Annotated in this window: 11 protein-coding genes; 6 read left to right on the top strand and 5 right to left on the bottom strand. The window is 63.1% G+C overall.

Annotated features, from left to right (window positions below):
- The first annotated feature begins 38 nt into the window (after positions 1-38).
- Positions 39-863, top strand: a complete 825-nt coding sequence (locus BSP239C_RS05930; RefSeq protein WP_101570869.1) for a bifunctional allantoicase/(S)-ureidoglycine aminohydrolase — start codon at positions 39-41, stop codon at positions 861-863.
- Positions 864-1,003: 140 nt separating this feature from the next.
- Here the strand turns inward: BSP239C_RS05930 and BSP239C_RS05925 are convergent, their stop codons facing one another.
- Positions 1,004-2,479, bottom strand: coding sequence for a malate:quinone oxidoreductase (locus BSP239C_RS05925; RefSeq protein ID WP_101570866.1), 1,476 nt, complete (start codon positions 2,477-2,479; stop codon positions 1,004-1,006).
- Positions 2,480-2,695: 216 nt separating this feature from the next.
- Between BSP239C_RS05925 and hisC the strand changes: the two genes are divergently transcribed.
- Positions 2,696-3,781 (top strand): histidinol-phosphate transaminase, encoded by a 1,086-nt coding sequence (gene hisC / locus BSP239C_RS05920; RefSeq protein WP_101570864.1) that lies wholly within the window; start codon positions 2,696-2,698, stop codon positions 3,779-3,781.
- Complete coding sequence (locus tag BSP239C_RS05915) at positions 3,778-5,196, top strand: FAD-binding oxidoreductase (RefSeq protein ID WP_257930098.1); 1,419 nt, start codon at positions 3,778-3,780, stop codon at positions 5,194-5,196. Before hisC ends, BSP239C_RS05915 begins: the two co-directional genes overlap by 4 nt.
- Here the strand turns inward: BSP239C_RS05915 and mmuM are convergent.
- On the bottom strand, positions 5,171-6,121 hold the full coding sequence (gene mmuM, locus BSP239C_RS05910; RefSeq protein ID WP_101570862.1) for a homocysteine S-methyltransferase: 951 nt from the start codon (positions 6,119-6,121) through the stop codon (positions 5,171-5,173). The two genes, BSP239C_RS05915 and mmuM, sit on opposite strands and share 26 nt — an antisense overlap.
- Positions 6,122-6,142: 21 nt before the next feature.
- Here mmuM and tgt point away from each other — a divergent pair, with 21 nt between their 5' ends.
- Positions 6,143-7,435 (top strand): tRNA guanosine(34) transglycosylase Tgt, encoded by a 1,293-nt coding sequence (gene tgt / locus BSP239C_RS05905; protein ID WP_374701020.1) that lies wholly within the window; start codon positions 6,143-6,145, stop codon positions 7,433-7,435.
- Between the two features lie 753 nt (positions 7,436-8,188).
- On the top strand, positions 8,189-8,569 hold the full coding sequence (locus tag BSP239C_RS05895) for a hypothetical protein (RefSeq protein WP_145997412.1): 381 nt from the start codon (positions 8,189-8,191) through the stop codon (positions 8,567-8,569).
- 255 nt (positions 8,570-8,824) lie between these two features.
- On the opposite strand, the gene BSP239C_RS05890 is transcribed toward BSP239C_RS05895, so the two are convergent.
- Complete coding sequence (locus BSP239C_RS05890; protein WP_219618847.1) at positions 8,825-9,571, bottom strand: queuosine precursor transporter; 747 nt, start codon at positions 9,569-9,571, stop codon at positions 8,825-8,827.
- Positions 9,546-12,140 carry a M3 family metallopeptidase gene (locus BSP239C_RS05885; protein WP_101570856.1) on the bottom strand — a complete coding sequence of 865 codons (2,595 nt, stop codon included), beginning with the start codon at positions 12,138-12,140 and terminating at the stop codon, positions 9,546-9,548. Before BSP239C_RS05885 ends, BSP239C_RS05890 begins: the two co-directional genes overlap by 26 nt.
- A gap of 107 nt (positions 12,141-12,247) precedes the next feature.
- Between BSP239C_RS05885 and BSP239C_RS05880 the strand changes: the two genes are divergently transcribed.
- Positions 12,248-13,318 (top strand): AI-2E family transporter, encoded by a 1,071-nt coding sequence (locus tag BSP239C_RS05880; RefSeq protein ID WP_101570854.1) that lies wholly within the window; start codon positions 12,248-12,250, stop codon positions 13,316-13,318.
- A gap of 3 nt (positions 13,319-13,321) precedes the next feature.
- Here BSP239C_RS05880 and BSP239C_RS05875 read toward each other — a convergent pair whose 3' ends face one another.
- Positions 13,322-13,552 (bottom strand): hypothetical protein, encoded by a 231-nt coding sequence (locus BSP239C_RS05875; protein ID WP_101570851.1) that lies wholly within the window; start codon positions 13,550-13,552, stop codon positions 13,322-13,324.
- Positions 13,553-13,562 lie beyond the last annotated feature (10 nt).

The following is a 13,562-nucleotide window of genomic DNA, read 5'->3' as shown; positions in this document are numbered from 1 at the left end:
GCGCTGACCAGCACCGAATCGAAGGAGAACACGTACACATGACGACGACCGACCCCTACACCTATTGGGCGCCCACCGGCGGCCACCCGCCGCAGACAGATCTGCTTACCGACCGTGCCATCGTCACCGAGGCCTACACGGTGATTCCGCGCGGAGTCATGCGTGACATCGTGACCTCGAATCTGCCCGAATGGACGGGGGCCCGGTCCTGGGTGCTGAGTAAGCCGGTGGCCGGGGGAGCGGTTACGTTCTCACAGACCATCCTCGAAGTCGCCCCAGGTGGTGGCTCTGAGAAGCCCGAACCGCAGGTCGAGGTCGAAGGGTTCATCTTCCTCATGGGCGGTCAGCTCGAGATCACCCACGAGGGCCAGGCTCACACCCTGACCCCTGGGGGCTATGGATTCCTGCCCGCCGGTTCGACGTGGAGCGTGAAGTCCACCGGCACCGAGGCGGCCCGTTTCCATTGGGTGCGCAAGCGCTACCAGCCCGTAGCTGGGCTGACCCCGGAGGCCAAGTTCGGCCAGGAATCAGACGTCGAACCCGCTTCGATGCCGGGCACCGACAACCGGTGGCGGACGACGCGTCCCCTGGATCCCGAGAATCTGGCCTATGACATGCACGTCAACATCGTGACCTTCGAACCCGGTGCGGTGATTCCCTTCGCCGAGACTCACGAGATGGAGCACGGCCTCTACGTTCTCGAGGGCAAGGCCGTCTATCGGCTCAACGGCGACTGGGTCGAGGTGCAGGAGGGTGACTTCATCTCGATGCGCGCCTTCTGCCCACAGGCCTGCTACGCCGGTGGGCCGGGCCGGTTCCGCTACCTTCTCTACAAGGACGTCAACCGCCAAGTAGAGCTCTGAGGCGCTGAGCCGGCGCTCGCCCCTGAGGCTCCTGCCTGCAGACAGCTGCAGACAGAAGAAGAACGGTGGACCGAGGTGGTCCACCGTTCTTCTTGTGTTCAGCTGTCAGCGGTCAAGTGCCGCCAGTTGTCGCCTCAGCTTCAGATCAGCTCCAGGGTGCGAGCCGTGTACTCGGAGAGTTCCTTGAGCAGGGTCTCGTCATCGGCGAGGCTGCGGCCCAGCGAAGGCACCATGTCCTTGATCGCAGGCTCCCAGCCGTTGTACTGGCGAGGGAAGCAGGTCTTGAGCAGGTTGAGCATGATCGACACTGCCGTCGACGCACCGGGGGAGGCACCGAGGAGAGCGGCGATCGAACCGTCTGCCGAGGAGATGAGCTCGGTGCCGAAACTGAGGACGCCGCCATTCTTCGAATCCTTCTTCATCACCTGCACGCGCTGACCGGCCTGGATGAACTCCCAGTCGGAGGGGTCGATGTTCGGAATGAACTCGTGCATCGACTCGAAACGGGCCTTCTTCGATGCGGCCAGCTCGGAGACGAGGTAGGTGACGAGGTCGGTGTTGTCCTTGGCCACATTGAGCATCGTGGGCAGGTTGTTTCCACGCACCGAGAGGGGCAGGTCGGTGAAGCGGCCGCCCTTGAGGAACTTCGGCGAGAAGCCGGCGTAGGGTCCGAACAGCAGGTAGTCCTTGCCGTCGACAACACGGGTGTCGAGGTGAGGCACCGACATGGCCGGAGCACCGAAGGAAGCCTGGCCGTAGACCTTGGCCTGGTGACGGGCGACGAGATCGGGATTCGAGGTCCGCAGGAAGATGCCGGAGACGGGGAATCCGCCGTATCCGCGGCCTTCGGGGATGCCCGACTTCTGCAGCAGCGGCAGAGCACCGCCGCCGGCACCGACGAAGACGAACTTCGCGTTGACCTTGTGAGTTTCGTGGGAGAGCAGGTCCTTGACAGTGACGACCCAGCCGTCGGAGGAACGCTCGAGGTCGGTGACCTGGTGACTGGTGCGGATGGTGGCACCCTTGTCGCCGACGTAGTTGAGCAGCTGATGGGACAGGGATCCGAAATCGACGTCTGAGCCGACCTTCGTGCGGGAGATGCCGTTGACCTGACCGGGTCCGCGGCCTTCGAACATCAGCGGCAGCCACTCGGCCTGAGTGTTCGGGTCGTCCGTGTACTCCATCTCGGAGAACAGCGGGTTGCGGACCATCTGCTCGTAGCGGTTCTTGATGTAGTCGCGTCCCTTCTGACCACGGCCGTAGCTGATGTGAGGGACCTGGTTGATGAAGGACTTCGGCTCCGCCAGGACGCCGTTGTCGACGAGGTGCGACCAGTACTGGCGGGAATGATGGAACTGCTCGTTGATCTGCGAGGCCTTCGCGAGATCGATGTGGCCGTTCTCATCCTCAGGAGTGTAGTTGAGCTCGCACAGGGCGGCGTGGCCGGTGCCGGCGTTGTTCCACGGATCGGAGCTCTCCTCGGCGACATAGTCGAGCTTCTCGTAGACCCGGATATCCCATTCGGGCTGAAGCTCGGTCAGCATGGCACCAAGAGTGGAGCTCATGATGCCGCCGCCGATCAAGACAACGTCAACCTTTTCCTGCGTTGAGGGCATTTCGACTCTCATTCCTCGTCACTGACTACATGTATTCGACTCACAGACTACTCTCCGCCTCAGGCGAACCAGTAACCCGCCCCCGGGCACAGGAGTCTCGTGCGAGCAACCTCACAGACCCTGATCGTCCGCAGTCACACACATTTTCCGACCATTCGGACGTTTAGCTCCTGGACGCCTTGTGTCGCCTGCCACAGGATGTGCAAATATGGGCACATGTCGAATAGCTTCCTTCTTCGTGATGCCCTGGCCGAATTCCCGCCCTATGTGCCGGGCAAACCCCCGACCACCACGCCAGGATTGAAACCGTACAAGCTGTCGTCGAACGAGAATCATCTGGCACCGCTGCCGGGTGTCACCGACGCGATCGCAGATGCCGGGCAGGTGCCTGCTAACTACCCCGACCCGAAGTCGACGAAGCTGGTCGCAGACATCGCGGCCCACCTCGATGTCGCTGAGGCCGAGATCGTTCCCGGAGCAGGCGCTTCTGAGATCCTGTCGGCGCTGACGAACATCACGCTCGAGGCCGGAACCTCGGTGGTCTACCCCTGGCCCTCGTTCGAGATGTACCCGATCCTCGCCTCGGCGCGCGGTGCCGAGAAGCGCCCCGTGCCCCTGCTCGAAGACGGCCGGCACGACTTCCAGGGTCTGGTCGCGGCCATCGATGACACGACCCGACTCATCCTGCTCTGCTCGCCCAACAACCCGACGGGTCTGTCCATCTCGACAGCCGAGCTCGAGGGCTTCATGGCTGAGGTCCCGCCCGAGGTCATCGTCGTCCTCGATGAGGCCTATTTCGAATTCGCCACCGACGCCGAGGTGGTCGATGGGATGGCGGCTTACCAGAAGTTCCCGAACCTGGTGTTGGCACGCACCTTCTCCAAGGCCCATGGCCTGGCCGGTCTGCGTGTGGGCTTCGGTGTCGCCGATCCCACGATCGCGACCGCACTGCGCCAGGTGATCGCACCGTTCAGCGTCACCTCGGCGGCTCAGGTCGCAGCCGTGGAATCTCTCTCGCGCACCGATGAGGTCCTCGTCCGGGCCAAGGAGGTCGCGGCCACCCGTGACCAGTTCGCACAGGACCTGCGCGATGCCGGCCTGACGGTTTCGGATTCGCAGGGCAACTATGTGTGGGTCGCCCTCGGGACTGACGACGCACAGGCCTTCGAAGAGGCATGCGCAGAGCAGGCCGTGGCCGTCCGCAAGCTCAGCGGTGGCGTGCGGATCAGCATCGGCCCCGACGAAGCACTTGACCGTGTGCGCGAGGTGGCGAAGACCTTCGCAGCCTCCAGGACCGCATGAGCGTGAGCGACTCGATGCAGACTTCGGCACAGCCTCCGATCCATGATCTGGAGGCTCAGCTGAGCCCCGGTGTCCTCGTCACCGACCGCGACGTCATCGACAGCTATGCCTTCGACAAGGCCCTGTTCTGTCCCGCCGGTCAGGCTGTGGCCCTGGTCAGAGCCCAAAGCGTCGATGATGTGGTGGCTGTGATGGTCTTCGCCACGAAGCATCGCATTCCCGTCGTCACCCAAGGTGCACGGACCGGACTCTCTGGTGCGGCCAATGCGGTCGACGGCTGCCTGCTGCTCAACGTGGCAGGGCTGGATGAGATCGTGGCCATCGACCCGGTCAACCAGACGTGCCGGGTCCAGCCCGGGGTCATCAATCAGGATCTGAAGGCGGCGTTGGCCGAACACGGGCTGGCCTATCCTCCCGATCCTGGGTCGGTGGCGATCTCGACGATCGGCGGCAACGTCGCCACCAACGCCGGCGGAATGTGCTGCGTGAAGTACGGCGTGACCAAGGACTATGTGCGTGCCATGAACGTGGTGCTCGCCGATGGGACTGTGACGAAGCTGGGTCGAGCCACCGCCAAGGGCGTCGCGGGACTCGACCTGGCGGCTCTGCTTGTCGGTTCCGAGGGGACCTTGGGCACCATCGTCGAGGTGACCCTGGCCCTCAAACCGGCACTGACCCCGCCGATCACTGCCGTCGGAATCTTCCCCGACACCGCCTCGGCCGGGCGCACGGTCACCGAATACATGGGATCGGGCGCGAACCCGTCGATGCTTGAGTTCATCGATGGGGCCAGCGTGGCGATGATCAATGACTACGGCGACTTCGGTCTGCCCGAGGATGTCGGTGCGCTCCTGCTCGTGCAGTCGGATGCACGGGGCGCCGGTGCGATGGAGGAACTCGAAGCCTTCCGCCGGGTCGCAGAGTCCAACGGCGGCACTGAGGTCTTCGTCTCCGATGATCCGTCCGACTCCGAGATGCTCGTCGCGGCCCGTCGTGCCGTGGCCCCGGCGATGGAGAAGTACGCGCACACTCGCGGTGGGGGAGAGCTCGTCGATGATGTGTGCGTCCCGCGCTCTGCACTTGGGGAGTTCTTCGAACGTCTGGCCGCCATCGATTCCCGCTTCGACGTCGAGGTTGCCACGGCAGGTCACGCCGGTGACGGGAACATGCACCCTTCGGTGGTCTTCGACGCCGGTGACGCGGGGCAGGTGGCTCAGGCGCAGGAGGCCTTCGCCGCGATCATGCAGCTGGGACTCGATCTGGGCGGCACGATCACGGGCGAACACGGCGTCGGATACCTCAAACGCGAATGGCTCGGGCATGAACTCGACGACGGTGCCAAGCTCATGCACACACAGATCAAGGACGCCCTCGATCCGCTGGGGATCCTCAATCCGGGGAAGATGTTCGGCTGAGCTTCTTCGCGGAGGTGGCCAGTCCGGCGATACCGTCCGGCGTCGTTCGGCAGCAACCGCCGATCAGCGCGGCACCCGCCTTCGTCCACTCAGCGATCATCTCCGGGCCTGTCTCGAAGTCGGGACCTGCCCACCACTGCATTGCAGTCGCGTCATAGCGTTCACCCGAATTGGGGTAGGCGATCAACGGCAGATCGGTGTGCTCACGCAGCGCTCTCAACGACGAGGCCACGAGCGAGGGGCGCACACAGTTGACGCCGATCGCGTGGACCATCGCCGAGGCGGACGTCACCTTCGCGACCTCGGCCAGGTGCGAGCCGTCGGCAAGGTGCCGACCATCCGAGAGAGTGACGCTGAGCCACGCGGGAACACCGAACTCATCGGCCAGACCGGCGAGAACCTTGACCTCGGACAGGCTGGGTTGAGTCTCAATCGCCAACAGGTCTGCACCGGCACTGACCAGAGCCTCGATGCGAGGACGGTGGAAGGCCGCGAAGTCGTCGTCGCTGAGGTTGTAATCACCGGTGTACTCGGCACCATCGCCGAGAGCAGCCCCATAGGGCCCGACAGAACCGGCCACGAGGACAGGGCCGGCAGACTCCACGCCAACGCTCGCCTCTGCAGCGATTTCAACGCTGGCGGCGATAAGACGCCGGCCGTCCTCGGCGGTAATCGATGCTCTTTCGAAGCCGAGCGGGCTCGCCTGGTAGCTGGCGGTCGTGACGATCCGGGCACCGGCGCGGATGAAGTCGGCGTGCACCTCGGCGAGGGTGTCCGGAGCTTCACTGAGCAGGGCCGCCGACCACAGCTCGTGGCCCAGATCGATGCCGCGCGACTCGAGCGCCGTGCCCAGGCCACCGTCGATGATGATGGGCTGGCCCGAGCGCTCAGCGGCCTGGAGCATCTGGATGAAGGTTGTCGACATGCTCCCAGTTAAACTGGTCTGGTGACCCGAATCGAATCCCCCGCAGAATCTGAGACAGCTGCCTCGAACCACGGCAGCGTCGACGTCCCGGCCATCAACGACCGCTCCCGATTCGGGTTCGAGATCGGAACCCGGCTCGATGAGGGTGGACGCACCGGCGTCATCCACACCCCGCACGGGGATATCGCGACCCCCGCGTTCATCCCCGTCGGCACGAAGGCCACGGTCAAGGCCGTGCGACCCGACGAGGTGGCCGAGCTCGGCGGACAGGCCGTGCTGGCCAACGCCTACCACCTCTACCTGCAGCCGGGCTCCGACATCGTCGACGAGGCCGGTGGACTCGGCAAATTCATGAACTGGTCCGGCCCGACATTCACGGACTCGGGCGGATTCCAGGTGATGAGCCTGGGCTCGGGCTTCAAGAAGGTCATCTCGATGGAGTCGACCGGGGAGCAGAACGACGATCTCGTTGCCGTGGGCAAGGAGCGCATGTCGAACGTCGACGACGATGGTGTGACCTTCAAATCCCATCTCGACGGCAGCATGCACCGCTTCACCCCCGAGGTCTCGATGGGGGTCCAGCACGAGCTGGGCGCGGACATCATGTTCGCCTTCGACGAGCTCACGACCCTGATCAACACCCGCGGCTACCAGGTCGAATCTCTCGAGCGCACCCGCCTGTGGGCGCTGCGCTGCATCGAGGAACACCAGCGTCTGACCGAAGCCCGCTCGCACCGGCCCTACCAGGCACTGTTCGGCGTACTCCAGGGGGCGCAGTACGAGGACCTGCGTCGCAAGGCCGCCCACGATCTGGGTGCGATGGACTTCGACGGCTACGGCATCGGGGGCGCCCTGGAGAAGGAGAACCTCGGCACGATCATCCGCTGGGTGTGTGAGGAGCTGCCGGAGAACAAGCCCCGCCACCTGCTGGGCATCTCCGAACCCGATGACCTGTTCGAGGCGATCAAGACTGGTGCGGACACCTTCGACTGCGTCTCACCCTCACGTGTGGCCCGCAATGCCGCGATCTACACCCGCGACGGCCGCTACAACCTCACCGGCGCGAAGTATCGCCGGGACTTCGGACCGCTGGATCCCGACTGCAAGTGCTACACGTGCCAGAACTACTCGCGGGCCTACCTGCGCCACCTGTACAAGGCCAAGGAGATGCTGTTCTCCACGCTGTGTACGGTCCACAATGAGTACTTCATCGTCAACCTCGTCGCTGAGATCCGTCGGGCCATGGAAGAGGGTCGCTTCGCCGAACTCGAGACCGAGGTGCTCGGCCGCTACTACGCCAAGCAGCGCGGCTAAGCTTCTTCGCTGCCGTCGGGCCTCCGAGGGCACAGAACACGTGTGACGTTACGTCCCTGCGGCGTTCGCTCCCCATAGCTTCTGAGGGTCCACCATTTCGCGGGCAAAAGTATATGAGGCACCGAGGGTGGCATCCGGGCTGTTTATCTGAGTCTCGTCGAGTGGTTGACGTCTCAGAGGTGTTGCGGGAGTCTGGGAACTACGGTGGATGAGGCAAGGAGCAAAGCTCCGAAGACGGCAGGGGTCACCCTCCAGGTTTACGTGCCAACTGAAGAGACGAGCACTGCCAGAGAGTATTACAGTCAATTATTCGGACGCGAGCCGGAGTTTGAGCCCCACGATGATTTGTTGAATGGGCTCCGATCGCCGGACAGGAGTGTTGGTTCCAGGTGGGTGCGCGTGACGATTTCGAAGTTCTGAACAACAGGATTCGATTTCGCGTGATGGATCTGTCTCGAGCCGTCCGGTTCCTGGAGGCTACGGGAACTTCGCACTCCGAACCGTCTCATCTACCGGGTGTAGTGGCTTTCGTTGACTTCGCGGACCCCTGGGGCAACAAGCTCGGGTACTACGAAGACCTCGTGCCGTCCGGGCAACAGCAGGAGTATCGAGGAACCTCAGTAAACGACGGTTCACAGTTCTCTGACTTCCCCGTTCGGTAGGAAGTGTTCCATGCGACTCAGCTGACAGCACATGAGCGGCGCTCGCTGGAATACACCGCAAGCCTGAGTTCCACTCAATTTGAGGTTTGAAATGAGAATAATCAGGCAGGCGTTCACGATGGTTCCGACAACCGATCTCAGCGAATCCATCGCCGCGTATGTTGCCGGCGGTCTCGAGGTGCTGTGGCACCCGGATTCTCATACAACACTGTTGGGAGCGAACCAGCGTGCGTGCGTCATGGTCGAAGACGACTTGACCGAGCGCGATCTAGGTGTCGGGCCAGTCTTGCTGGTCGACGATCTGTCGACTTTAACTCTCGGCGACGCAGCGCGATTGGTCATTCCAGTTATGAACGTGCCAGTCGGTAGATATGCGGCAATTGATCATGCAGGAACCGTCCTCCGATATCTCGACCTGACGATGTGTGAGGACAATTTGCGCATCTGGTTCGAAACACCCAAGTTGGCGTGAATAAGATGCGAAACGCGCACGACGTGGCGAGCTAGCTGCCTCTTACCAGATTCAGGTTATCCACCGTCCTGCTCTGGCTCGGCGATGAGACCTGGCGATGCGGGCAGGGAGGACATGAACTGACCGGTCAATAGCACGCCTACGGCTAGGCCGTCTCGCTCGCACCGATCCACGCGAACGCTGAATATGTCGTCGCCAGCGACGACATATTCGAGCTCCGCGTTGATCCAGCCAGACGCTCTGTGTTTTGAAGCGCTAGCCGTCGCCCTCGCCAGACAGTTCGTAGCTGGGTTCGTGCTTCTTCACGAGCTTGATCACCCTGTAGGTGACGGGCATGAGGATGACTTCGACTCCGACCTTGTAGACGAATCCGAAGATGATGTAGTTGATGAAGTCGAGTCCGGGAATGACGCCTGCGAAGGCGATGATGCAGAAGAGCAGCGTGTCGACGAACTCGCCGACGCCGGTCGAGGTGAGCAGCCGGACCCAGAGTTTCTGCTCGCCCATCCGTTTCTTCACGGCCACGAGCACATAGGAGTTCAGCAGCTGTCCGAAGAAGTATCCGACCAGGGACGCGGCAACGATGCGCGGGTAGAAGCCGAGGACCGCGGCGAAGGCGTCCTGGTTCTCATAGCCGGGACCCGGCGGTGAGATGAGCACGAGCCAGAACACGAAGGTCGCCAGTATCTGCAGTCCGAATCCGGTGATGACGGCCTTGCGGGCGGCCTTGAAACCGTAGACCTCGCTGATCACATCGCCGAGGACGTAGGCGATGGGGAACAGGAAGGCGCCGCCGTCGGTGACGATGGGCCCGAAGCCGATGACCTTCGTCGCGGAGATGTTGGAGATGATGAGGATCGCTGAGAATATGGCCAGAATCACCGCGTAGTAGCGTCCTCGGGAGGAGGCGAAGGCCGCCAATCTGCCTGCAGCGCTCAGGCCATCAGGACTTTCAGCACTCGGCTCATCCGAGACCTCAGCCTTCGGCACCTTCTTCGACAACAGTGATTTCCTTCCCTCCGGTGATCGCCAGCAGCTGCTCATACGTCAGCGGCATCACCGAGTTCGGTGTGCCGGCGGCAGCCCAGAGAACAGGATAGTCCTTCAGAGCCTCGTCGACATACGTGGGAATCGCCCGCGGGTGACCACACGGTGCGACTCCGCCGATGACCTGTCCCGTCGCTGTGCGCACCAGATCCTTATCGGCCCGGTCGAGAGAGTCCGCTCCGATGAGCGTGGCTACGTGTTGAGTGTCCACGCGGTGGCGTCCGGAGGTCATGATGAGCACCGGTTCGCCGCCGGATGCGAAGATCAGGCTGTTCGCGATCGCGCCGACCTCGACGCCGACCTTCTCCGCCGCCGAGGCTGCCGTGGGCGTGGCATCGGTGAAGAGCTTGATCTGTGGTTCGATTCCCTTCGCCTCGAGAACCTGAGCGACTTCCGCATGATTGCGGTGTTCCTTCGGCTCGACCTCAGAGACTGCTGAAGGCTCGACCACCTCGGCGGATTCTTCGTCCTCGGCCGCGGATTCGTTGACCGGTTCTGCCAGTCCGCGGCGGCGCAGCAGGGGTGCGACGTCGGGGCGGGTGCCGAAGAACCGTTCGATCGCGCTCATCGGATCGACAGAGTACCCGGGGGCCAGTATCGCCTCGCGGAAGGCGTCGCCTGCTTCGCGATTGAGGCCTCCCTGGGCCTCGAACCATTCGCTGACCCAGGCCGCGATGACCTCCGAGTAGAGGTAGGAGTAGTAGCCGGCAGCATAGCCTGAGGCGAAGATGTGGCCGAAGTACGTGGTGCGATAGCGCGGGGGAACGAGTGTGGAGAATCCGGCGGCGGCCAGGACCTCTGATTCGAAGGAGAGGACGTCGGTGATGTGTTCACCGGCTTCCAGGGAATGCCATGACAGGTCGAGCATGGCCGCTGCCAAATACTCGGTGGTGTTGAAGCCTTGACCGAACTTCTCGCTCTCGATCAGTGCGGTGACCAGAGTTTCGGGCATCGGTTCACCCGTGTCGACGTGTTTGGCGTAGTGGGGGAGGACCTGCGGGTGGAAGCGCCACATCTCATTGAGCTGGGACGGGAACTCCACGTAGTCGCGCGGCACTGCTGTGCCGGCCGTCGATGGGTAGGTCGAGTTCGCGAACAGGCCGTGGAGGACGTGGCCGAATTCGTGGAAGAGGGTGTTGAGCTCAGTGGGGTTGAGCAGAGTCGGGCGGCCCGGACCTGGCTTGGCCAAGTTGAGTGAGAGTGTGACGACGGGCAGGTGTCCGGTCAGCCGTGAACTCGGGACCAGCTCGCCCATCCAGGCGCCGCCGCGCTTCGTGTCCCGGGAGTAGGGGTCGAGGAGGATGAGGCCGAGGGTTCGTTCATTCGCATCGGTGACCTCGAAGGTGCGCACATCTTCGTGCCAGCCGATGACTGAGTCACGTGGGGCGAAGGTGACGCCGTAGAGTCCCGTGGCGGCGCGGAATACACCTTCGGTGAGGACCGTGTCGAACTCGAAGTACTTTGCGACCTCGTCGGCGTCGATGTCGAATTCATCGGCCCGGTACCGCGCAATCTGGTGCTTGACGTCTTCGGGGGCGACGTCGTCGAGGCCGTAGCGGTCCTTGACCTGGGCCAATTCCTCCGCGAGCTGGGCGTTGGCTGGAGCGATGAGCGAAGAGACGATGTCAGCGGCGGCATCGGGCCCGCCGGCGGTCTGATTGTCGATTGCGAACGATGAGTACGAGGGGTATCCGAGCAGTTTCGCCTGCAGAGCACGCAGGGCAGTGGTGTCGGCAACCTGGGTTCGGGTGTCGCCCTCGCCGCCTCTGGCGCCGCGCGAGGTCGAATTGTCCAAGACCTGTTTGCGAGTCTCGGCGGATTCCAGAGATTCGAGGATGAGCTGCTGGGTGAAGTTGTTCAGGGTCAGCAGGTACCCGTCCGTGCCGCGTTCAGCGGCTCGGTTCGCTGCTGCCGCGATCTGGTCTTCGCTGAGGCCAGCCAGCTGCTGCGCGTCGCGGAGGTGGACTGCGAGATCCCGGGTGTCTTTCTGCAGTGCCCGGGAGAAGGAGGTCGCCAGGGTCGTGAGTTCGGCCGCGATCGTGGACATCTGCTCGCGTTCTTCTTCGCCGAGGCGGGCTCCCGCACGCACGAATTCCTCGACTGTGAGCTCCTGCTGACGTTTGTCCTCGGGGTTGAGATCGGTGGAGGGAACCTGTTCGATGCGGTGGAAGAGTTCGACGTCGAGGAAGATCCGGGTTCGGGCCGCGGACAGACGATCCCACACCTCGGCGACGGCATCGGCGAGTTCGGGACGGAAATGATTCGACTCCACGGCGGAGACCACGGCACCGATCCGCGCCATGGGAATGGTCGCGGACTCGAAACGGACAGTGGTTGAGACGAACGTCGGCTCGTTCTCATCAACGATGATGGCCTCGACCTCGGACCGGGCGAAGTCCGTGGCTGCTCGAACAGCGGCGATCAGCGACGCGGGAGTCACGGCGGAGAAGTCGGGCAGGTAGAAGTCACCCTGTGGATCGAGGAAGGCCTCCCAGACATCGATGCTGTTCGGATCGGAGCTCATCGTCGACGTACCACTTTCTTCACGGTTGAATGATTGTGCCTGGTCTCGCCCTCGATCCTAACGCGTGTACGCGCTGAAGTGCATGGTCGCTGGTTACACTTGGGACCATGGCCAAAGAGCAGGGGAAATCCCTCACTCTCAACAGCGCATTCCGGGTGGGCTTCACTGGAACACTGGGAGTGGGGCTCGCATTCGGGTTGATCACGGCCCTGCAGTCCGTGGCGACCGTTTTCATCTATATCGGCCTGGCTCTGTTCCTTGCTCTCGGCCTGGAGCCGATCATGCTGTGGTTGGTCGAGCGCAAGCTGCCCCGGTCCCTGGCCGTCGTCCTCGTGGTGCTGGCGTTCCTCATCGTCGTCGCGGGTGCTGTCCTGCTCATCGCTCCTGCCGTCATCAGCCAGATCCAGCAGTTCATCGGCGATCTTCCTGACATCGTCGCGAACTTAGCGTCCACGGGGTGGGTGGCCGACCTCGAACAGAGATTCACCGGTGCCGTCGATCTCGACAAGATCTTCGCCAACCTCGGTGATTGGGCATCCGATCCGAAGAACGTGGTGTCGTTGGGCGGCGGCGTCGTGTCCATCGGAGCTGGGATCCTCAGCTTCCTCACCGGTGTCGTCATCGTCGTCATCCTCACCATCTACTTTGCGGTGACGATGCCGACGATCAAGGCAGCCATGCTCTCCCTCGTCGCGGCGAGTTCGCGTTCGACTGTCGAATCTGTCACCGAGGAGGTCACCCGATCCATCGGGCGCTACGTTCTGGGGCAGGTGTCCTTGGGCATCGTCAATGGTGTGTGCTCGGCGATCTTCCTCACCATCATCGGTGCCCCGCTGCCGGCGCTGCTCGCGTTCATCGCGTTCCTCGCCTCACTCATCCCACTCGTCGGCCCGATCACCGGCGCGATCATCATCACCGGGTCGTGCCTCATGGTCTCTCCCGGGCTGGGGATCGCCGTCGGCATCTACTACCTCGTGTACATGCAGGTGGAGGCGTACCTGCTCAGCCCGCGCATCATGAAGGCGGCCGTCGATGTGCCAGGTGCCTTGGTCATCATCGCGGCCATCGCTGGCGGCACCCTCGGCGGAGTGCTCGGCGCCGTGGTCGCGGTGCCGGTGGCAGCCTCGGGACTGATCATCATCCGCAAGGTCGTCGTGCCCGCACAGGACGAGAAGTAGAGGCTACGCTCTTTGGTCTGGGTCTTCGCGCTCGCCGCTTCGGCTGCGGACGATGAGTGCGATGACGAACCGGACGATGAAGTACGTTCCGAAATAGCAGACGGCGGCCGTGACCAGAGTGATCAGCAGGTTGCTCTCACCGCCGCTGGTCAACGCGAGGGTCGCGAAGATCGTCACGGTGATCGCCGCGAGATAGGGAATCAGGCGGAGAGTCGGACTGTCGATGTCACTCATGCTTGTCAGG

Source organism: Brevibacterium sp. 239c, assembly GCF_900169365.1.
Classification (GTDB): Bacteria; Actinomycetota; Actinomycetes; order Actinomycetales; family Brevibacteriaceae; genus Brevibacterium.
This window is presented reverse-complemented; position numbering and strand designations above follow the sequence as displayed.